At 42.7% G+C, this 20818-nt stretch carries 19 protein-coding genes and 1 pseudogene; 5 read left to right on the forward strand and 15 right to left on the reverse strand.

Features of this window, described 5'->3' with window-relative positions; translation table 11 throughout:
* Positions 1–928 precede the first annotated feature (928 nt).
* A pseudogene (locus AB4371_RS19705) lies at positions 929–1419 on the forward strand (GGDEF domain-containing protein); the annotation flags it as partial.
* A 545-nt stretch (positions 1420–1964) separates the two neighbouring features.
* On the opposite strand, the gene AB4371_RS19710 reads toward AB4371_RS19705, so the two are convergent.
* The 9 genes from AB4371_RS19710 to AB4371_RS19750 form a co-directional block, all read right to left on the reverse strand.
* Positions 1965–2117 carry a YoaH family protein gene (locus AB4371_RS19710; RefSeq protein ID WP_004731009.1) on the reverse strand — a complete coding sequence of 51 codons (153 nt, stop codon included), beginning with the start codon at positions 2115–2117 and terminating at the stop codon, positions 1965–1967.
* A gap of 41 nt (positions 2118–2158) precedes the next feature.
* Positions 2159–3313 (reverse strand): conjugal transfer protein TraF, encoded by a 1155-nt coding sequence (locus AB4371_RS19715; protein ID WP_017069084.1) that lies wholly within the window; start codon positions 3311–3313, stop codon positions 2159–2161.
* A gap of 50 nt (positions 3314–3363) precedes the next feature.
* Positions 3364–4251 carry a DUF2861 family protein gene (locus tag AB4371_RS19720; protein WP_372150540.1) on the reverse strand — a complete coding sequence of 296 codons (888 nt, stop codon included), beginning with the start codon at positions 4249–4251 and terminating at the stop codon, positions 3364–3366.
* Positions 4251–4910 (reverse strand): response regulator transcription factor VxrB, encoded by a 660-nt coding sequence (vxrB, locus tag AB4371_RS19725; RefSeq protein ID WP_017060099.1) that lies wholly within the window; start codon positions 4908–4910, stop codon positions 4251–4253. The genes AB4371_RS19720 and vxrB overlap by 1 nt, the downstream gene beginning before the upstream one ends.
* Positions 4885–6357, reverse strand: coding sequence for a sensor histidine kinase VxrA (vxrA, locus tag AB4371_RS19730; protein ID WP_102320830.1), 1473 nt, complete (start codon positions 6355–6357; stop codon positions 4885–4887). Before vxrA ends, vxrB begins: the two co-directional genes overlap by 26 nt.
* Before the next feature lie 289 nt (positions 6358–6646).
* Complete coding sequence (pntB, locus tag AB4371_RS19735; RefSeq protein WP_017064580.1) at positions 6647–8044, reverse strand: Re/Si-specific NAD(P)(+) transhydrogenase subunit beta; 1398 nt, start codon at positions 8042–8044, stop codon at positions 6647–6649.
* Positions 8045–8054: 10 nt separating this feature from the next.
* A complete protein-coding gene (pntA, locus tag AB4371_RS19740; protein WP_136974587.1) occupies positions 8055–9602 on the reverse strand; it encodes a Re/Si-specific NAD(P)(+) transhydrogenase subunit alpha in 1548 nt (515 codons plus the stop codon).
* A 300-nt stretch (positions 9603–9902) separates the two neighbouring features.
* Positions 9903–10184, reverse strand: a complete 282-nt coding sequence (locus AB4371_RS19745; RefSeq protein ID WP_004731023.1) for an HlyU family transcriptional regulator — start codon at positions 10182–10184, stop codon at positions 9903–9905.
* A 40-nt stretch (positions 10185–10224) separates the two neighbouring features.
* Positions 10225–10593 carry a late competence development ComFB family protein gene (locus AB4371_RS19750; protein WP_017060104.1) on the reverse strand — a complete coding sequence of 123 codons (369 nt, stop codon included), beginning with the start codon at positions 10591–10593 and terminating at the stop codon, positions 10225–10227.
* A gap of 476 nt (positions 10594–11069) precedes the next feature.
* Here AB4371_RS19750 and AB4371_RS19755 point away from each other — a divergent pair, with 476 nt between their 5' ends.
* Positions 11070–12311 carry a GGDEF domain-containing protein gene (locus tag AB4371_RS19755; RefSeq protein ID WP_372150541.1) on the forward strand — a complete coding sequence of 414 codons (1242 nt, stop codon included), beginning with the start codon at positions 11070–11072 and terminating at the stop codon, positions 12309–12311.
* A gap of 144 nt (positions 12312–12455) precedes the next feature.
* Here the strand turns inward: AB4371_RS19755 and AB4371_RS19760 are convergent, their stop codons facing one another.
* Both AB4371_RS19760 and AB4371_RS19765 read right to left on the reverse strand, forming a co-directional pair.
* Positions 12456–13466: a Solitary outer membrane autotransporter beta-barrel domain gene (locus AB4371_RS19760; protein WP_372150542.1), complete on the reverse strand. Its 1011-nt coding sequence runs from the start codon at positions 13464–13466 to the stop codon at positions 12456–12458.
* Positions 13467–13544: 78 nt separating this feature from the next.
* The gene (locus AB4371_RS19765; RefSeq protein WP_170967997.1) at positions 13545–14516 is read right to left on the reverse strand and encodes a diguanylate cyclase; all 972 of its coding nucleotides are present in this window, start codon (positions 14514–14516) and stop codon (positions 13545–13547) included.
* Between the two features lie 131 nt (positions 14517–14647).
* Between AB4371_RS19765 and AB4371_RS19770 the strand changes: the two genes are divergently transcribed.
* Positions 14648–15085 (forward strand): DUF3069 domain-containing protein, encoded by a 438-nt coding sequence (locus AB4371_RS19770; protein ID WP_017060108.1) that lies wholly within the window; start codon positions 14648–14650, stop codon positions 15083–15085.
* A 310-nt stretch (positions 15086–15395) separates the two neighbouring features.
* Here AB4371_RS19770 and modC read toward each other — a convergent pair whose 3' ends face one another.
* The 4 genes from modC to AB4371_RS19790 are packed head-to-tail and all read right to left on the reverse strand — an operon-like array spanning position 15396 to position 19461.
* Positions 15396–16502: a molybdenum ABC transporter ATP-binding protein ModC gene (gene modC, locus AB4371_RS19775; RefSeq protein ID WP_372150543.1), complete on the reverse strand. Its 1107-nt coding sequence runs from the start codon at positions 16500–16502 to the stop codon at positions 15396–15398.
* A complete protein-coding gene (gene modB / locus AB4371_RS19780; protein WP_017060110.1) occupies positions 16499–17197 on the reverse strand; it encodes a molybdate ABC transporter permease subunit in 699 nt (232 codons plus the stop codon). Before modB ends, modC begins: the two co-directional genes overlap by 4 nt.
* Positions 17198–17956 (reverse strand): molybdate ABC transporter substrate-binding protein, encoded by a 759-nt coding sequence (modA, locus tag AB4371_RS19785; protein ID WP_086714037.1) that lies wholly within the window; start codon positions 17954–17956, stop codon positions 17198–17200.
* A 5-nt stretch (positions 17957–17961) separates the two neighbouring features.
* Positions 17962–19461: a cobyric acid synthase gene (locus AB4371_RS19790; RefSeq protein ID WP_372150544.1), complete on the reverse strand. Its 1500-nt coding sequence runs from the start codon at positions 19459–19461 to the stop codon at positions 17962–17964.
* A gap of 286 nt (positions 19462–19747) precedes the next feature.
* On the opposite strand from AB4371_RS19790, the gene AB4371_RS19795 reads away from it, so the two are divergent.
* Both AB4371_RS19795 and AB4371_RS19800 read left to right on the forward strand, forming a co-directional pair.
* Positions 19748–20125, forward strand: coding sequence for a YgiW/YdeI family stress tolerance OB fold protein (locus AB4371_RS19795; protein ID WP_017060114.1), 378 nt, complete (start codon positions 19748–19750; stop codon positions 20123–20125).
* Between the two features lie 98 nt (positions 20126–20223).
* Positions 20224–20748: a hypothetical protein gene (locus AB4371_RS19800; RefSeq protein WP_102394374.1), complete on the forward strand. Its 525-nt coding sequence runs from the start codon at positions 20224–20226 to the stop codon at positions 20746–20748.
* The last annotated feature ends 70 nt before the right edge of the window (positions 20749–20818 follow it).

Raw genomic sequence — 20818 nt, forward strand, 5'->3', positions numbered from 1 at the left:
GGCATAGTGGTTTGCACGTCGAGGATGCACCAAAACTCGTCACCACATTTTTCGACCTTGTACATGAACAAAATTCCTCTAAGAGATTTTACTGTATGTACAATCATATGCTCAAAGATTTCGCTGTGTCAACAGTGAGGTATGGAAATCTAAGTTACTGAATTTTATGGGCAAGAAAAATTACGTGTACGTAATCACACTCAATTCAAATTTAACATAACGTACATAATACGCAGTTAATAATGCGTGTAGTTGATTCTAAAGGTAATATTCTCATCGTTTGTCCTTAAAACCCTTGTTCCAACTGACTCTCACGCTTCTTACGCCGTTCAGGGTTTTCTTAGCGCATTTGAAATCAAATAATTATATGTGCGGCCAACATCTACACAATCCAACCTTCATTCAGCAAATCTAATTGACGAGAAACTTTGTCCATCTGATTTAACTTATCTTGCCACTTCTCTGTTTGCACTAACGAACCTCCGCGTTGTGTGTGATTCTTGTGAGCATTGCTGTTGTTTCTTTTTCAGATTTCACACACGCGACCAATGTTTTTTATCAACTGCACATGCTGAGCTTTCGTTCAAATCCATCAGCTAATAAAGTTCGTCTGTCTTACGTAGATTCGCACACACATTTTTCAAACCTTCTTAACGATTCTCTCTAGAGCTAGTACTTTGTGTTCAGTTTGCATAGATTCATTACACTTATTGCTGGTACACAACACCGATACTTGGGAGATCCATAATCACGGTTTGATTAGAAAGCTTATAATGTTTATCGACACATGTAATCAATAAGTAAAGTGACACTGTAGCTAGCTGTACAGGTAAAGCTTGGTCCTATGGAACACAAAATAAAGAACCCAAATAACAACTGTATATTTACACAGTTAAATTATTATCCCCTTAAAAACGTTACCTTTCGTATAAATACCGAACAAAAACAACGCTATTTAGGCATATATCTGTCGCTGGGCGCGTATTTTTGCCTAGCAATCACGCTAGTGTCGTTGATCTCTTTTAATACGCTCATGGATAAGAACTACATCATCACACCTGACAGATAGCCTACGCGCGTAAATACGGACAGAGACCACGATGGTGGCACCGTAGGCTCATTACATAAATCAGAAGATGGAATTGAGTTACAGTGTGACTTTGAACAAACCTATAGCTTACCCTTCTGTGAAATTGAGTTCGTTATATCGACCCAAAATAAAGGGCTCGATCTCTCAACGTTCGATTCGGTCACCATCAATATAGAATATGAAGGTCAAGGGAGTAGCCAAGGTTTCGATTCTACATACGTAACCACGGCGACAACTACAGCGCTCAAAGCGACCCTATTTCTAACAAGTTCTATCGCTTAGACTTATCATTCCCCAATAGAAAACACATCAATTTAGCATTCTCAAATTGATACGCGCCGCATTCCTTAATCGACTTCTACACAACACCTTACGCCTCGTAAGCTTTTTAAATACTTATTCTGTAAAGCACATATGTGGCAACGAAGCTTGCTCTAAGCGGTGGTAAGCCATTCGCGATATCGGTTTTGAACATTACCGCTGTGGATTGTCTCACTCTGTTCTTCGATGAAATCATCATTTGTCTGCTTCTGAACATTCATGGATTCTCATTCGTTCAAAATACAAGTCACAACGTCACTAGCCGTAAAAACACCATATATTTAGCCACTTAGGTACGGTGACACAAATACTGACACCTAAAATGGCGATTGTTCCACTTTCAGAACTTACTGTAATTTAATTACAACCCAAAGCCAAGAAATGCCTGAAAAGTGGATCACTCCGACATAACTTACTGAATAAAAAGAATTTAATGGTTTGGATAGGTCGGGAATTCAGGGTAGCTAAAGAGTTGGTATGTACGAGATAATATACTAGAGGGTAATATATTTAGTTATAGTGCACTAAGGGTTAAAAAAGAAGGGCTGATGCCCTACTCTTCTTTATTACTCATTTCTTCACGAATTTGCTCAGCAACGATTTTGATAGCTTGCGCTGTGCTGATGCCTTGGGTCATCATTTCTTGAATTCGTTCAACAGCTTTCTGTTGTTCTTCGTGAGAAAGGGTTGGTAAGTCGTTTAGCATGCTCTGCTCCTTTATTTATGAGCAGAACTATATAAGGACTGTTAGTAACTAGCAAGGAAATTGATTGATGCACCCATTGCATTTTCATTTGTGTAGTTAGCACTTAGATCTAGCTGAAACAAGTTCAATGGCGAGATACCAACACCAGCTGTCACTGTTCCTTCTGAATCAGAGTAAGCCAGGTTCTTGTAATACCCTCCCCTTAGCTTAAGCTGACGTAACAGGTCGACTTCAGTACCAACACGAATCATCTGTTCGTTGTCTTCGAACGAAGTAAACTTCTCTGCTTCATTCAAATCATAATCAACACTCAACGTAAAGTAATCAGAAACGATCCCCGCACCAACAGTGTAGACAGGCCCCAGGTTATAAGAATGACTCGATGTTACTGTTCTTGTAGCCCCTGTGCTGCTTGTTAGCTGTTGGCTAACGGATTTAGTTTCAATCTCACGGTCTATAATATTCGTTGCAGAAAAACCCACTCTAAATGGGCCGTAAAACCAAAGCGCACCTGCATCAATATTAAATGTAGTTTCCGCGGTGTCGTTTTCTCGAACATCACTTAGATCGTAGTTTTGTGCCGAGGCAATGTAGTTATACGTATAGATTCTTTGGAGTTTTGGAGAAATACCAAACGACAAATGTTGTCCCATGAACGTTTGATATTTTGCTAATGATATACCAGCTTCCATAATGCCAATAGAAACAGCTTTAACAGCAGTTAACTCAGCATTAACCAAGTCACTATTAGCAGCGTCACTAGATGTATCAGGGGTTACAAATGATTCAGTGTATGCTTTTGCAAATACGTTTGCTGCAATATACTGATTTGGTAGAGCGAATGCTACAACACCACCTAAATCAACATTCAGGCTATCACCATTAAGAGCATCTAGATCAGAACCAGTCACAGTACCTGACTCAATGCTGTCAACTAAATTATCGATATCATCAACTAAGTTATTAGGGTCATTATAATTACCGCCAAAACTTGGCGTGATCATTCCCATGTCATCATTACGACGATAAATCGCAACAAGTGCTGGGTTATAGAATGGAGCAGTTAGGAAGTTTGCTGAAACAACACCAACACCACCCATCGCATCACCACGCGCTTCAATGGCGTAGTTTGCTGCTGAAAGAGGAAGACTGGCGAATGCAATTGACGCTGCGAGTAGTTTTGTAGTTTTTTTCATGCCGTTTATCTTTGTTAGATCCCTTACATAGTTAACGGCACAATTTTAAATTACTTTAACTCTTCTTCGCTAGAAATATCATAAGTTTTACTGATAGTTTGTGCTTGTTCTATCGCTATGTCGCCTTGCCAGCGTGAATGCACCATTGAAACCGCTAAAACATAGCGATCATTAGGAAGTTCTTCACCAGTAAGGTTCATTGGATAATCAGATTCGTAGCTCTTGCCCCAGACCTGTTCATAGTGTTCATCAACGTAATCGTACAAACCGATTTCGAGCTTAGGGAGCGGACAATAAGGATTGAGTAGTTCTTTTTTATCGATTCGCCACGTGTCTTTTGATGCCCAGCGAACTTGTTGACGCATGGCAACTTCACCCAAAACAACCCAAGTGCTCCAAGACTTTCCGCCATCACCTTTAACGCTTAAACGGTATAAACCGGATTCAAGTTGAGAGGCTAAATTGTAACGCTTGCGGTATAGACTCACCGATGCGTTGTTAACCACTTCACTGTCTTTGGTTAACTCACTGTCCGAAGAAACGATCTTATCGACCCACTTCTCGAAGGTAATGTCTTGAATGTTGTTTTCGGATTCAACATTAATCGATACACGAAAGGTATCTCGGCCAGGGCTTTGAATGATGTGTCTTTTAACGACGACTGAACTAATCCAATCTGGGAGTGTTTTTCTGGTGAGAGTTTTACCACAATCTTTGTTCAATGCTTGATCGAACAGTTCATTGAGGTGATCTTCTCGTGATTGAGACGAGTTGATTTGCCAAACTTCCACTAATGAGTCAAACATCTGAGGTAAATCATTATCTAGCAGATGTTTATGAACTTGAGTCAGAGCATCGCTGCTCTTAAACCAATCCGTTGCTTGCGCGGTATTCGCTACGCAAGAAAACATTAATAGTGGAAGTAAGACTATTCTCATTACGCTTTCATCTTGTAACCAACGCCACGCAGCGTTTCAATTTCTAGACCCGGCAGTTTCTGTCTTAGTTGCAGAACGTGCGTGTCTACCGTACGTGTTGTTGGGAAATGGTTGTAACCCCATACATGGTCAAGCAGTTCATCACGTGTAAACACACGTCCAAGGTTACTTGCCAAGAACAGTAGAAGGTCAAATTCAGTGCGCGTTAACGTTACTTCCTGTTCATTGAAAAACACTTCACGTGTCGCTTTATCGATAACAAGATTCTGAGCGATAACTTTTGATGCATCTTGTTCTTCAGAATCTGGCAGGCGAAGTTGAGCACGAATTCGAGCAAATAGCTCAGCCTCTGCGAATGGCTTTGTTAAGTAGTCGTTTGCACCTGAATCTAGGCCCGCTACTTTGTCTTTTACTGTCACGAGAGCCGTCAGCAAAATAACTGGGATATCTTTCTTTTTCTTCCAACCTGGAAGTGAATCTACTGAGTCGCCATCAGGAAGTTGACGGTCTAGAATCACTAGATCCGCTTGTTCCCAGTAGCCTTCAACTTCAGAGATCAGTTCTGCATGCAAACATTCATATCCAGCTTGCTCAAGGCTAACTAATAAACCGTCAGCTAAATTTTTATCATCTTCAACGAGAAGCAATGTCTGTTTCACAAGGTATCTCCAAAATAAATGTTGTTGGGGGGCCGATAAGCGTCATGTGACCGCCCATTTTTCCAACCATAGATTCCACTATCGTCAGACCTAAACCGAGTCCACTCTTACTTACGAATGGCTTTCTTAGTTGCCCCCAATCTTTGCGAGACAAGTCTCCATTATCTATAACTTTGAATGTCAGCTTCTTGTCAGAAGTATTCAGTTCTAGAATTACTGGAGCCACACCGTATTTCACGGCATTTCTGATTAGGTTATCGATGCACGTTCCCAACCAATATACGTTCACTTTTGCAGCTATATCTTTGTTTACACGGAGTTCAATCCCCGGCGCAAAGTCTTCTTCAACTTTGTATTGGAGCCACTCTTCAACACTTGGCACCCACTCTGTTGCGAGCGGTTGATTATCTGATTGCAGGTAATCTTTACTTGCTTCCGCCAACTGTCTTAAACGGCGTGTATCTTCACACAGCCTACGGAACTCATCATATACCGATTCTGGTAAGTGTTCGAACTCACGCCTGAACCCTTCCACCGTCAATGACAAACTCGCAATCGGCGTTCTTAATTCGTGCGTTAGGATTTGAAGAACCAGCATGCGACTCTTCATCTCTTGTTTCTTGCTGTTCCAGCGGTAAATCGCCCAACCTAAGACAAGCATGATGTTGGCAATAACCAAGATAAACATGGCGACTTGCAGAAGCTCTGAATGATCTTCTATTTCCCAACACACATTACCACGCTGGACAAAACAGCTTTTACCTTCTGAAGACAAGCTAAACGATAACCCAGCAAGCGTGGCATTTTCGTTCCAGACTGATTTTTTATACAGGTAATATCTGTCGCCGCGTTTTACCCACATCTCATCAAGCTCAACAAACATACTGGCACCCGCTAACAGCGCGGTGATTGCTTCGCTATCCATTTGTTGCAAGCGAGACAGTAGTTCATCGTGTTCGGTGTTTGGTCGCTCTTGAATATGCATAAAGCGCTTCAGAGAGTCGAATTTTTCTGGGTACTTCTCAACGTATCGTGCCGCATAAGAACCTCCGCCAGGGTGAATCAAACCACTACGGCTAAACCAACGGTCAGAAAGCTTGGTGCCTTTACACATTGCACGAGTAAAAACTAAAGGCTCAGTAATCAAAGGGCTTAACGGCAGTTTACCACTACAGGTTTTTGATAACTGGTACAAGCGCTGAATGTCTTTTAACGGGTACTCTGCTGTTTGTGGCAGCATAGAAGACGGCATGATCAAACCTGTTGGATAATCAGCCTGTAGCACTCGAATATCGTAAGATTCGATTGCCGTTTCATGATCAAAGAGTTTGGTGAAATTATCGATACGCTCAGGTAAAGAGTCAGCAAATGCGTTTGCAGACACAGACAACGTAGCGATAAGAAGAGTAAATGTTCTTTTGATGATCACAAACCAACGCAAATTCATATAGATCAACCAAATATATACCATTCGCTATCAAAGATAAATTTTTAACCGCATGAGAAACATTGAGAATGGCGAGCTACAGAGATAAAGGCCAATATATTACGGCCACATTGTACATATGTACTAGTAGGCTGATTGGCAAGCCAAACCTCAATTGCGACAAGTTTTGCATCAGGCTTCGTCAACTTCGTATCAACTGAGATCACACATAGAGTCGCTTTCGTAAGATAAAAAAAGGAGCTCAAATGAGCTCCTTATCGAGTTGTTACAGATTGTTTAGAGGTGATCTCTATAGATGTTCTAAGATACTTAGACAACTCTTTTTAGCATCGCCAAACAGCATCTGCGTGTTCTCTTTGAAGAACAGTGGGTTTTGCACACCGGCGTAACCTGTGTTCATCGAACGCTTGAATACGATAACATTCTGAGCGTTCCAAACTTCAAGTACTGGCATACCAGCAATTGGGCTGTTTGGATCTTCAAGTGCTGCAGGGTTTACGGTGTCATTCGCACCAATTACCAATACAGTATCTGTCTCATCGAAGTCATCGTTGATTTCGTCCATTTCTAGAACGATATCGTAAGGCACTTTCGCTTCAGCAAGCAGTACGTTCATGTGACCCGGTAACCTACCAGCAACTGGGTGGATACCAAATCGAACATTAATGCCCTGCGCTCGTAGCTTCTCAGTGATTTCATGCACTGGGTATTGTGCTTGAGCTACTGCCATGCCGTATCCAGGAGTGATGATTACTGACTTAGAGTTTTTCAGCATATCAGCCACATCTTCAGCTGATGTTTCGCGGTGTTCACCTTGCTCTTCATCGCCATCAGACACAACCACTTCTTGGCCGAATCCACCAGCAATAACGCTGATGAAAGAGCGGTTCATCGCCTTACACATAATGTAAGACAGAATCGCACCCGACGAACCAACCAATGCACCAGTTACGATAAGCAGATCGTTTGCAAGCATGAAACCTGCCGCTGCTGCTGCCCAACCAGAGTACGAGTTCAGCATAGAGACAACTACTGGCATATCTGCACCGCCAATCGATGCCACTAGGTGGTAACCGAATGCGAATGCGATAAGTGTCATCACCATTAGTGCGAACATGCTGCCGTCTGCTTTAACGAACATGATCATCAGCAGTGTAGAAACTACGATAGCCGCTAGATTCCACTTGTGCTTATGAGGGATGTTCAATGCAGACGAAGAGATAACGCCACGAAGCTTACCAAACGCAACAATAGAACCCGTGAACGTCACCGCACCGATAAACACGCCAAGGAACACTTCCACTAGATGGATAACGTGCTCTGCATGAATATCTGCAGGGTTGATAGAAACAGCAGCAGGTGGATCGATGTAGCTGTTGTAACCTACAAGTACTGCAGCCATACCTACGAAGCTGTGCAGAATTGCAACCAGCTCTGGCATTTCAGTCATTTCTACTTTTCTTGCGTAGTGGATACCAATACCACCACCGATCACCATAGCAATGATGATCCACACAATACCAGCAGAGTGAGGGCCAAAGATCGTTGCGATCAACGCGATTGCCATACCCGTGATACCGTAATAGTTACCTGCACGCGCAGATTCCTGTTTCGATAACCCAGCCAAGCTCATAATAAAAAATACAGCAGCAACAATATAAGCTGCTTGTACTAATCCTTCAGACATCTGTTACTCCTTAGTCTTTACGGAACATTTCAAGCATACGTTTGGTCACGGTAAAGCCACCAAAGATATTGATACTTGCAATTAATACGGCAATAAATGATAAGAACGTGACGACGCCACTTCCTTGTCCGATCTGTAACAGTGCACCTACTACAATGATGCCTGAAATCGCGTTAGTCACGGACATCAAAGGCGTATGCAGAGAATGGCTTACATTCCAAACTACGTAATAACCCACCACACAAGCGAGAACAAAAACGGTAAAGTGAGATAAGAACGCAGCTGGAGCAACCGAAGCTACCCAAGCGAATGCACCAACAGCTACCGCCATACCCGCCACTTTCTTAATTGGAGAAACAGGTTCTTCAACTTTAGGCTCTGGTTTGGCCGCTTTTGGCTTAGCTTGTTGTGGTTGAGCTGAAACTTGAATTGGTGGAGCTGGCCAAGTGACCTCGCCCTCTTTAACGACAGTAACACCACGCAGAACAACATCTTCAAAGTCGATTTTGATGTTGCCATCTTTCTCTTTGCAAAGCAGTTTCAGAAGGTTAACTAGGTTCGTTGCATACAGTTGAGATGATTGAGTCGGCAGTCGACCAACCATATCAGTGTAACCAACCACCTTCACACCATTAGCCGTTGTAATGACTTGATCCGCAACCGTGTATTCACAGTTACCGCCATTGGCCGCCGCAAGGTCTACAATCACACTACCTGCACTCATGCTGTCTACCATCTCTTTGGTAATCAGCTTCGGAGCCGGGCGACCTGGAATCAGCGCCGTTGTAATGATGATATCAACGTCTTTTGCTTGAGCTGCATAAAGCTCTTCCGCTTTCTTATTGAATGCTTCAGACATCTCTTTTGCGTAGCCGTCACCAGCACTGGTATCTTCCTTGAAATCCACTTCCAAGAATTCAGCACCCATCGACTCAACTTGTTCTTTAACTTCAGGACGAACATCGAATGAACGAACGATTGCACCTAAGCTACCCGCAGCGCCGATTGCCGCTAGGCCAGCAACACCAGCACCTGCAACCAGTACTTTTGCTGGCGGAACTTTACCCGCAGCCGTAATCTGACCCGTGAAGAATCGACCAAACTCATGCGCCGCTTCAACAACAGCACGATAACCCGCGATGTTTGCCATAGAACTCAATGCATCTAACGCCTGAGCTCTTGAAATTCGTGGTACAGAATCCATCGCCATCACGTTGATGTTACGACTGGACAATTGTTCCATTAATTCTGGATTTTGGGCAGGCCAAATAAAGCTGACCAATGTTGCGCCATCTTTAAGAAGATCGATTTCATTTTTAGACTCGTCAACGATCGGAGCGTTAACTTTAAAGATAATATCGGATTTCCAAGCTTCATCTGCGGTGACAACTTTTGCTCCAGCTTGTTCATAAGCTGCATCTTCAAAACTTGCTAACGCACCTGCTTGTGATTCAACACAAACTTCAAATCCTAATTTTAGAAGCTGTTCTACCGATTTCGGCGAAGCAGCGACTCGCGTTTCACCAGCGAGCGTTTCTCTTGGTACACCAATTTGCATAGCTATTCCTTGACTATTGGCACGAATGACTTATTCGTTTGTATCTAACGACAACTAATACTTCAAGCGTTTTGTTCAAAGAACAGGAAAAGTTATTACTTATAACGATTTGGATGGAGTTTGAGCGCTTCATTTGGATAAATGACGACCGTCTCGAACCAAGAGGTCAAACCACTTGCAAATAATCCTTTTACTAACAACCTACTAGCTGTTCTTTGTCCCTAAAACTAAAAAGAGCTTTCAGCATATACACTGAAAGCTCTCTAAATTATGACCAACATCAATTCTAACCCTAATTGGTTAGCTAAATATATTGTCGCCCATTTGGTCGATGAACATCTGCGATTTTTTGAGCATCAATTCATCGGCATCTTGTTTGTTTGAAACAACATCTGAACGAATAAAACGGTGAGTTTTGATTTCACCATCGAATTCTTTCTCGATTCGCCCAGCAACACGGTATTGACCAGATTCTGCAATGGCATCTTGATAGATATTGAAACCCTTATATTCGACTGGCTCAATCTCTACTTTTTGTTCGGTTTTTTCTTTGCCACCAAATAATCTAGAAAAGAATCCCACGTTTTTTTACTCCTTAAATGACCGTATTCACCCTAAACTATCATGACTGTTTACGGTTCAACAACGGCTTTTCATACCATTGCAATTCTACGTCATCGTCAAAATTGTGTTGACTAAATATAACAGGCACATTGTCGTCACGTTCACGTCTTCGATCGTCAATAATCATACTTTCTGCATTTTTGACCGCGATCTCACTATTGCGTTTATAGAGCACCAATTTGTCTTCTGGCAATGCTGACAGAAAATCGATATCAAAACGAATATAGATAGGTTTTAGCTGGCCCAAAGCCAAGCACGCGAGATCGGCCAACTGTTCGTTGGTATAACTAGACACATATTCCTCGGTAGCCAATACATGACCGACCAGAGTTTCCATATAGTTATGTACATCAACACTAATTTGCATACCACACCTCCATTTGTAGCGGTTTTTCTAGTCGCAGTCGTTTCTAAAGTCACTTGAAACCATGCAATTCCTAATAGCTTTCTATAACTCAGTTATAGGTTTTACTGTCCATAGTTGAAACTTAGGCATTATTTAATCTTACTCTGACTTCATTACAGTTCTTCGTCGCTTAATGAAAAGGTCACTCAATGATAACTGATCATCAAGCCCTTTAAGTGACAGCGCCAACGTAAGAGCAGCAGAGCAGATTTTGTTAAGTATCTATAACGACTAATTAATTTCTCATATATACTGTGTAGTTCGTTCTAAGGTTAATAGCAACTCAAAATACATATAAAAATGATTGCACCAATAGCGACCTATGACTATGTTTTTGCTCTAATTTAGGCAAAAAGCTTGGCAATCGCTTGTTTAACCGTATCCTACGCATAGTATTAAATAATAAGATCATCAATATAGTTAGGCTCACCACATAAATGGCATCATCTTTTGTAACGTCGAGCATGTTTCGATTTTGCTTCCCTTTAGTCCTGTTAACAATTTTGCTCGTTGGTATGGACAACGTCATTCTCGTGACGGACTCAAATTTAGGGTTTGCTAGCAACCTCCCTTACATTTTATTGAGCGTTGCGGTTCTGCTATGCCATACGTTCAGACAAGGTCGAATGGCGATGGTATCGGTGACCATGCTTGTCGCTTATCTGATCATCCAAGTTCGCTTACAAACGCCTCTCAATACTGGCACAACGCTATTAGAGCTCTCGTTACTTGCGGCATTAGTACCTGTCACTTGCTTACTTGTTTATGCCTTCCCTGATAACGGCGTAAACTCAAAGTCGATGCTGCTCTACGCCATCGTTCTTGTTCTGTTTATGGTGTGGGCACAATTGATCGTCTCTCACTTCCATGCCGGCGGTTTTGAATCATGGAGTGATGGTCTTCTATTTATTGTCAGAGACTTCTCCAAACTGCCTTTTGTTTTGGTGTTGTATAGCCTTTGCTTGCTTGGCCTTACTGCCATTCTCGTGTTGGTGTATAACCGCTCTATCGATGTTGTGGTTTATAGCGCTATCCTGCTTTCTTCTTGTACGTTCATCTTCTTCGATATTCAGTACATCTCGAGCACCATGTTCTCGCTGTCAGGCACACTGATCATCGTCTATGTGATGTCTGCTAGTCATGATATGGCCTTTAATGACCAACTGACTAACATTCCAGGTCGACACGCCTTAGAAGTCGATATGAAGCACTTAGGGCGTAAGTATTCGATGGCGATGGTCGATATCGATCACTTTAAGCAATTCAACGACACCTACGGCCATGACATTGGCGACGATGTGTTAAAACTGGTGGCGCGTATTCTGAGGGAAACCACAGGCGGCGCTAAAGCTTATCGCTATGGTGGAGAAGAGTTCACGATTATCTTCAAAGGCAAACATTCGGAACAAGTTAAAGAGCACCTTCAAGCTCTGATTTCCGAAGTTCAAAACTACGACATGACGATTCGGAATAGCCATGAGCGCCCCGACGATCATGAAGTGGGTATGAAAAAGCGTGGCAAGAACGATAAACCATCGGAAGTGGTGAATGTGACGGTGAGTATTGGATTGTCTGATAGTACAACCACCAGACATCCTGAAGAGGTATTGAAGCTTGCTGACCAAGCGCTGTATAAAGCGAAAGAAACCGGTCGAAACAAATTATGTATTGACCGTTAACGATGGTTAAAAGCTAAAGATATTAAGTACTAGAGATCTAAATAGCTTAAGCCATTAATAGCGAACTGCTTCAATAACTATCACTTCCAAGTTCAACGAGCCTCATTGATTTGAGACCGTATGGGCTTAACTGGAAAAAAGAGCTTAATCTTGGTTGAAGAATATAACCAAGCTGCCACCTTTTAAGCTACTTCCGTAGTTAATCGTAAAACCTATTCCCACGTTATCGACCCACTCATTAAACAGGTTTGGGTTAAGCAACCAACCAACACTGCCCTCGTAGTAAGATGTGGTGCCCATAGATGCCACGGTGTCACCACCAATATCAATTCGTCTTATACTCGAGTACATCGAAGTGATGTTCTTATCCCAACGCACGAGATCATAGAAAACCTTGGCTTCATTGGCGATATACCACCCTTCAGGATGACCGACATTGCCATTATTCGCCTCGCCCCAGCCGATGCCATTAAAGTAATGCCAACTGGTGCTCAATTTATACTTTCCCCAGTCATTCTTATCTTCGTACATCAGCTTGATTTTAGGCTCGATGATGTAAGCCCAAGCATCAGTATTGAGATATACGCCATCCAGTTGGTCTTGAATAGGCTTTAGCAACGAAGCGCGATATTCATAATCATTGCGGTAGTAAGAGATGTGGTTACCGATTGCAGAGCTGAAGCTCCAATATTCGTCTAGCTGGGACACATTCGCGAATTCGACGTAGCCAGACACTACCGACTCTTTTTGAAAATCGTTTCTGTTTGCTGCCGCGTACTCGACATCGTTCTCGATTCGCAATGCAGACAAGCGTAGCGTCACCTCTTGATGGTTGTCTTCGATGTAAATTGGTAATTCAAATGTGTAAGGCAAACTCAGGGAAGTGATGTTTTGGCGACGACTTACCGAATCATTCGAACCGATGTCTTCATTGTCCAAACTAAACACTTTATTGGGGTCAAAGTTATTGATACCAAAAGTGAAAACATCGGTGTCGTTGAGCAATACACTGGTGGCAAAGCTCTGCTCTAGATCCTTTCGAAAAAGATCAGATAGCGTATTGGCATTAACAGTGGTCGCCAAAGCGGTAAAAAATAGAGGAACCGCAAGCGTCCAAGATGTGTTAGTCATAGAAAATGACTTCGAATGTGGCATTTCTTTTATCACTTAAAGCACTTCCTAGCTCAAACGCTATTAGAAGTATAAATTCAAATATCTAAAAGAGCTCGCCAACTAACGCGCAAGCTCCAAAATGTTACGTTGTACAAAGGTATTTCTACCACTTTGCTTCGCTTGATAAAGCGCTTGATCGACCTTTTCGTAAATAGACGCAATAGATTCGCCACCTTCTGGTACAAATGACAACACACCTTGTGACACTGTCACTCTATCCGATACCGTTGAGTGGTCATGAGCGTAGTTCATCTCATGCAATGCCTCTTTAACTCGAGTCGCGTGTACCTTAGCGCCTTCACTGTCTGTGTCGCTAAGAATCAGAACAAACTCTTCACCGCCATAACGACCGACAAACTCTCCCGCACGAACAAACAGCTGTTTCAAGGTATTAGCAAGCCCTTGTAAGCACTTATCCCCTTGAATATGACCATAATTATCGTTGTAAGGCTTAAAGAAGTCTACATCTAGAAGTATGACTGTCATGGATATATTACGTCTTCCGTGCCACGCTATGCTCTCTTCAAGCTTAGTATCCATATATCGACGGTTATACAATTTGGTCAGGCCATCTTCGTTGGCTTGTTGCTGCAGAAGGATGTTCAGTTCTTCGAGTTTGGCTGTGCTTTGTTTTAGCTCTCGTCTCATGTGCGCGATACGTTGCATCGCAATCAGCTTAGAATTCAAAACAACCTTGTTTACTGGCTTGATCAGGTAATCATCGCCACCAGCGTCAATCGCTTTTGCGATCATCTCAGGTTCTTCGTGACCACTAAGAAAGATGATGGGAACCCATTCTGGGAATCGGCTTCGAACCTCATTCGCCACTTCAAAACCATCCATATCAGGCATGCTGATATCAAGTAACACGAGTTCAGGATCAAAATCAGAATAAACACTCAGGGCTTCTTTTCCGCTACCGACAGCTTCTACAATATGACCCAGTTGCTTGAGTCGGATAGCAAGTTGCATCCTGTCTAGTTGAACGTCGTCAACCAGCAATATGCGCATTGAAGATCCCTTTTCTATCATCACATCACCTTTATCTAGTGTTGAATATTCAAAGTAGCTCAAATTTGGGCTTAAATCATGCCCTAATCTCTATATTATATTGACTTTTTTACAGATCTTTTTAGCATTGTTTCTTTTTAAAGAGAAATACTATGTCAGACGCTACAAACAACGAACAACAAGAAATCGATTTAACCACCATCTCACCAGAACTTCGTCAAGTTATCGAATTTGATGGCGTACCAAAAGAGATGCACTTTATGGTTACTTCTATTCACGAAGTGTCTGAAGAAGCAGTACGCGAAGCTTGGGATAGTCTTCCAGCAAGCGCACAAAATGTTTTAGACAACTTCGAGCAGTTCCACGCTCTAATCTCAGTTAGCCAAGCTTTCGCTGGTGTTAACGTGATGGAAGAGTTCCCTACTCTTAAACTTCCAGAAGACATGTCTGACGAAGAAAAAGAAGAGTACCGTGCTCAACTGCTAGACCAAGTTCTACACAACTGTGTAAAAGACATGGTTAAACAAATCAAGAAAGCTCGTCGTGATGCAATCTTGAAGCGTGATTTCAAAGAAGTTTTTACTAAGTAAGTCGCTAGTCGCCTAAACTAGGCTAAGCGCTAACAGTACTACTTAGAATTAAGCCGTATGTTTCTTTAAACACGCGGCTTTTTTATATCCGCTATTTTCTTTCGTCGATCGTTACGTCTGTATGTTCTTGTTGCTAATGTTCATATGATTCGACAAATCATATGCTTTAACACTCATATAGTGTGGCGCAAAACTGGCAGTTATACCGTATAAGAATGACGCATGTATCCATTCATGGAATCAAGATCGAATTTTCAGAACCTATAACAGGCAGTATCGCGGCAATATCGAAAAACTGACCTTGTCAGGTTTAATGCGTTACCGCGATATCTCTTTGAGCAACACTCACACCTTTAATTTGAGCGAAAACACGCTGCCCGATTTCTAGATTTAACTCATCCAGCGCCCACAATGTAATGGTTGCCCATAGGTAGCACCCAGACTCTAACTCTAGCTCGACCTCGACACTCTGCTTATTTGTGCCTTGTTGGTGCGTCTCTACGCTTTTAATGGTGACAGGAAGGATGTTACGTATAGAAGTCCCTTTCGGCCGTTCTAGCGTGATAGAGACATCATTTGCCCTAACTTGCAGCCTCACTGTCGTACCAAGCTCACTCGATACTTTCTGAACCCATAACGACGTCGACTTTCCTAGCATCAGGCGAGACAGCGCATAATCGTCATTGTGTTCCGCTAATGTCGCTTCAAACAACGAGCTTTGCTCTGAGAAAGATTGCCAAGGTTGCATGGCTCTCGATGCCCAAACCTCTTCCGTCACACCCGACGAAATCACTTTGCCTTGGTCAATAATCACAAGGTGATTTGCCAAGCGTAAAATTTCATTGAGGCTATGGGTGACATAGATGATCGGTATTTGGACGGTTTCGGATAAGTTTTCCAGAAATGGCATCACTTCGCGCTTACGAGGCAAGTCGAGAGACGCTAAAGGCTCATCCATCAACAAAATGCTCGGCTTTGATAACAAAGCGCGGCCAATCGCCACACGTTGCTTCTCACCGCCAGACAAACGAGCTGGGTATCGGTCAAGCAATGAACCCAAAGACAACAGCGAGACTATTTGCTCAAAGTGCGCTTGATCGACGCTTTTCATACCGTATTTAAGGTTCGCTGCCACCTTCATATGTGGAAACAATCGCGACTCTTGGAACACATAACCGACGTTGCGTTTGTGAGTCGGCAAATTAATGCCATTTTCACTATCGAACAGTGTGGTTCCAGATACGCTGATCAGACCTTTATCGGGCTGTTTAAGGCCACTGATTGCATTGATAAGTGAGGTTTTACCCGCGCCAGAACGACCAAAAATTGCCGTAATGCCGCTACTTGGTAATTCCAAGTCGATATCAAAGAACGTTTCACCAAGTTGTTGTTGATATTGGAGGATCAAAGCACTCATGCATTGCCTCCCAAGCGTTGTGCTGACTTTTTGTTGAGCCACTCAGATAGCATCAATGAACCCAGCGCTATCACAATAGAAATGACACACAAACGCGCGGCTTCCATTTCAGCGCCAGGGGTTTCAATAAAGGTATACATAGCCAAAGGAATGGTTTGAGTTTCACCGGGAATATTTGAAACGAAGCTGATGGTCGCGCCAAACTCCCCTAGGCTTCTTGCGAATGAAAGCATGGTGCCGGTAATGACCCCTGGGATCATCAAGGGTAAAGTGATCGTGAAAAACACACGAAGAGGTGAAGCGCCCAATGTAGCAGCGGCCTCTTCAAGCTTACTGTCGACGGTTTCTAGGCTCAATCGGATAGAGCGAACCATCAGCGGCAACGCCACAACCACGCAAGCGAGTGCCGCACCTTTCCAACTAAAGCTGAATACAATACCAAACACATCATTGAGCCACGAGCCGATGATACCTTGCCTACCCATCATCACTAACAGTAAATAGCCAATGACCACAGGGGGAAGTACCAAAGGCAAATGGACAATACTCTCAACAATGCTTTTACCAACAAATTGTTTCTTAGCGAGCAACCACGCCAAGCCAATGCCGATCGGAATAAGCCATAAGATGGCAAACCCAGCGACTTTCAAACTCAGCATTAAGGCTTGGTATTCGTATTCAGATAAATACATCATTTAACGCACTTCAAATCCAAAACTGTTCAAGGTGTCTTTCGCTTTTTCGCTATTGAGGAAAGTATAGAACTCTTCTGCAACGACTTTATCGCTCAACTTCGCTACAGGGTAACGTATTGGTGTATGTAAATCTGTTGGGAACGTCGATACCAGGTTTACTTCCTTAGAAAGCAACGCATCCGTTTTGTAGACAATGCCAAGTTTTGCTTCACTACGCTCTACCAAGGCTAACGCCATACGAACGTTGTTACTTGGTGCTAATCGATCCTTCACATCGTCCCATACATCCAGGTTTTCTAACGCTTCTTTTGCGTAAATACCAGCAGGAACCGACATGGTGTTGCCAACCGCAAGTCTTTCATTATCAAGAAGTTCAGACCACTGTTCACCTTTTGAAATATCAAATGAAATTGAATATTCCTTTGGAGAGATTAGCACAAGCTCGTTCTCACATAGATTTGTGACATTGTCACTAGAAACATAGTTTCGATCGACTAGATGAGTCATCCACTTTTCATTTGCCGAGATAAATATGTCAGCTGGCGCACCTCTTTCGATCTGTCGCACCAATGAAGATGTGCTGGCATAGACAGGAATAACATCAACAGAATGGTTTTTCTCAAACTCTTCAACTAACAGATTAACCGCATTGGTCATCGATGATGCCGCATAAACACGTAGTTTCTCGGTAGCCAAAGCATGAGTGGAACTCAACGAAGTGGTTAACGCTACCGCTAAAAGAGTGACTAGTTTTTTCATTGCTCTCACTTATCTGTTGTTCTTTTGATATCTAGACCAGTTTGTTTCAACTCAGGCCAAAGCAGGTCAAGATTTAAGTGCTCTTCGATGGCGTCCGCGATTCTATTAATACCCAACTCTTTCAGTTGTTCGTGGTCAATCGATGCTACTTCATTAGCCCCTGCCCATTCACAAATCAGTGATAGCGCACCACTGTTATCCAATACACCATGCAAGTAAGTACCAAATATCGAGTTATCTGAATTTATCGCGCCATCAAAGCTGCCAGATTCTAACTGAACCGGTAATGCCATTTCATTGACATCAGTCCTACCTACGTGAATTTCATACCCTTTTACTGGTGCCGACTGTCCATTTAGGCTTAAAGTCCCAAGCACGTTAGTTAACGTTTTCTGTTGCGTTAACGTGGTTTCAGCATCAAGGTAACCTAACCCTTCACTACTGCCCGGCTCGCCTTCAACACCATCAGGATCGTGGATGATGTTACCTAACATTTGGTAGCCACCGCAGATACCCATCACTTTGCCGCCTAAGCGCAGGTGGCGTTGAATATCTTTATCCCAGCCTTGTTCTTTTAGGTAATCCAAATCTGCTCTTACCGACTTTGTACCCGGCAAGATAATTAAATCAGCATTGTTTACACGTTCGCCTTTACCGACATAACGTAAATCAATCGAAGGATTCAATCTTAACGCGTCAAAGTCTGTATGGTTGCTGATTCGGGTTAGCACTGGCACCGCCACCTTAAGCTTAGCTTCTCCGTAAGACTCTTGAGCAGAGGTAATGGCATCTTCCGCTTCTAAGTTAAAACCATGCAGATATGGCAAAACACCAATGACTGGCTTGCCGGTTTTTTCCTCTAGCCAATCTAGGCCAGATTGAAGCAGTGCGATATCGCCTCTAAAACGATTTATCACAAAGCCTTTTACACGAGCTTGTTCAGATTCAGACAATAGAGCTAATGTCCCGTAGAGATGCGCAAAAACGCCACCACGGTCAATATCAGCAACGATGAGCACAGGGATGTCCGCTTTCTCAGCAAATCCCATGTTAGCGATATCATTTTCACGAAGATTGATTTCGGCTGGGCTCCCCGCACCTTCAATCATCACGCTTTCATATTCTTCAGAAAGTCGGTCAAACGAATCGATAACTGTATCCATCGCCACTTTCTTGTAATCATGATAACCCGTCGCTTCCATGTTGCTCAGCGCTCGGCCTTGCAAAATCACTTGCGCGCCGGTATCTGAGTTGGGCTTTAGCAATACAGGGTTCATGTGAACGGTTGGCTCTATATTACAAGCTTGCGCCTGAACCGCTTGAGCACGGCCAATTTCGCCACCATCTTTTGTCACAGCACTGTTCAACGCCATGTTTTGTGGCTTAAAAGGTGCCACTTTGATTCCTTTCCTTGCCAAAACACGGCATAAACCTGCCACCAAAACACTTTTTCCGGCATCTGACGTTGTCCCTTGAACCATAAGGGCACTTAATGGTGCTCGCATTTGTACTTAAATCCTTAATTTCTTAATTTCTTAATTTTCAATTTATAGCTGTGGGCAATATTTCTCTGCGACCATCTTAACGTCATTGCCGAGTAGATGCTCAATAAAATGAATGGAAAATGAATGTGTTACTCACTCTGGATTCAACCCCAGTGTTGTTTAATAGCTCCATCGAAACGAAGCTTGTGAACGATAACAGGCGCTTCAACAAAAAACGTACTAACGAAAAGAAACGTTTCAAATTCAGAAAAACGTTTCTACTAAAAACAACATTAAGGGATTCACCATGAAAAAAACTGTATTAGCTATCGCATCTACTATTATCCTTGCTCCTACTTTCGCAATGGCTAGTGACCACAACAGCAACAAGCACGAAAGCGCTATTGCTTATACTGGCCCAATTGAAACCGTTTCTGTTGCGACACTACTTGCCGACACAAGCATGTTCGCAGAGCAAGAAGCAATTGTGGATGGCAAGATCGTTCGTCAACTTAAGAATGACACGTTTGTCTTCTCTGATGGCCAGAGTGAAATTCAAATCGAACTTGATGATGATATCCGCCTAGCACAACCACTGACCGCTGATACAAAAGTTCGTATCTTCGGTGAATATGAAGGTGGTAAGACACCTGAAATCGAAGTGGACCACATCCAGATTCTATAAGCGATTAATATAAAAATACCGACTTCAAATAATTGGCCTGCATATTGCAGGCTTTTTTGTATTATACTGCCGCAAAATACAATTTATATGGAGTCACCATGCTAGGTTGCACGAATAAGACTGTCCTTTTAGGACTCGCTGCACTGTGTTCATTCTCTGCGTCTGCAAACAACTTTAACTACAACACATTCGAGCTGCGCATGGGTACTAGCCCAAGTACTTTCGGTGGTGAAGTCACAACAATGTTCACTCAGAACTCTCACTTTGTTGCTCGTATCGATTCAGAATTTGAAAGTGATTGGGATGCAGCGGTAGGTATGGGATTCAACGGCCCAATAAATCAATTTGCTGACGTTACTGGCCAAATGTTACTGCACAACATTGAACGTAATGACGATAACCACATCAAAACAGAAATCAACATTGGCTTGAGAGCTTGGTTAATGGCAAACGTTGAAGTTAACGCACGCCTTGGTCAACTGATCGACAACGATGACACTCGTTCAATTTTGGGTATCGGTGCTCGTTTCCATTCAACTGATCAACTGTCTGTTGGTCTTGATATGCGCAATAACGGCACATATGGCCACCAAATCTTAATGTCGGCTCGATTCGGATTCTAATCTAGATTTCAATTACTGAGTAATAAATAGCTAAACGTATTACATAGAAAGTAAGCGTGTCATGAACACC

The sequence above is a fragment of the Vibrio sp. 10N.261.51.A3 genome (assembly GCF_041471965.1).
GTDB classification, from domain to species: domain Bacteria; phylum Pseudomonadota; class Gammaproteobacteria; order Enterobacterales; family Vibrionaceae; genus Vibrio; species Vibrio crassostreae_C.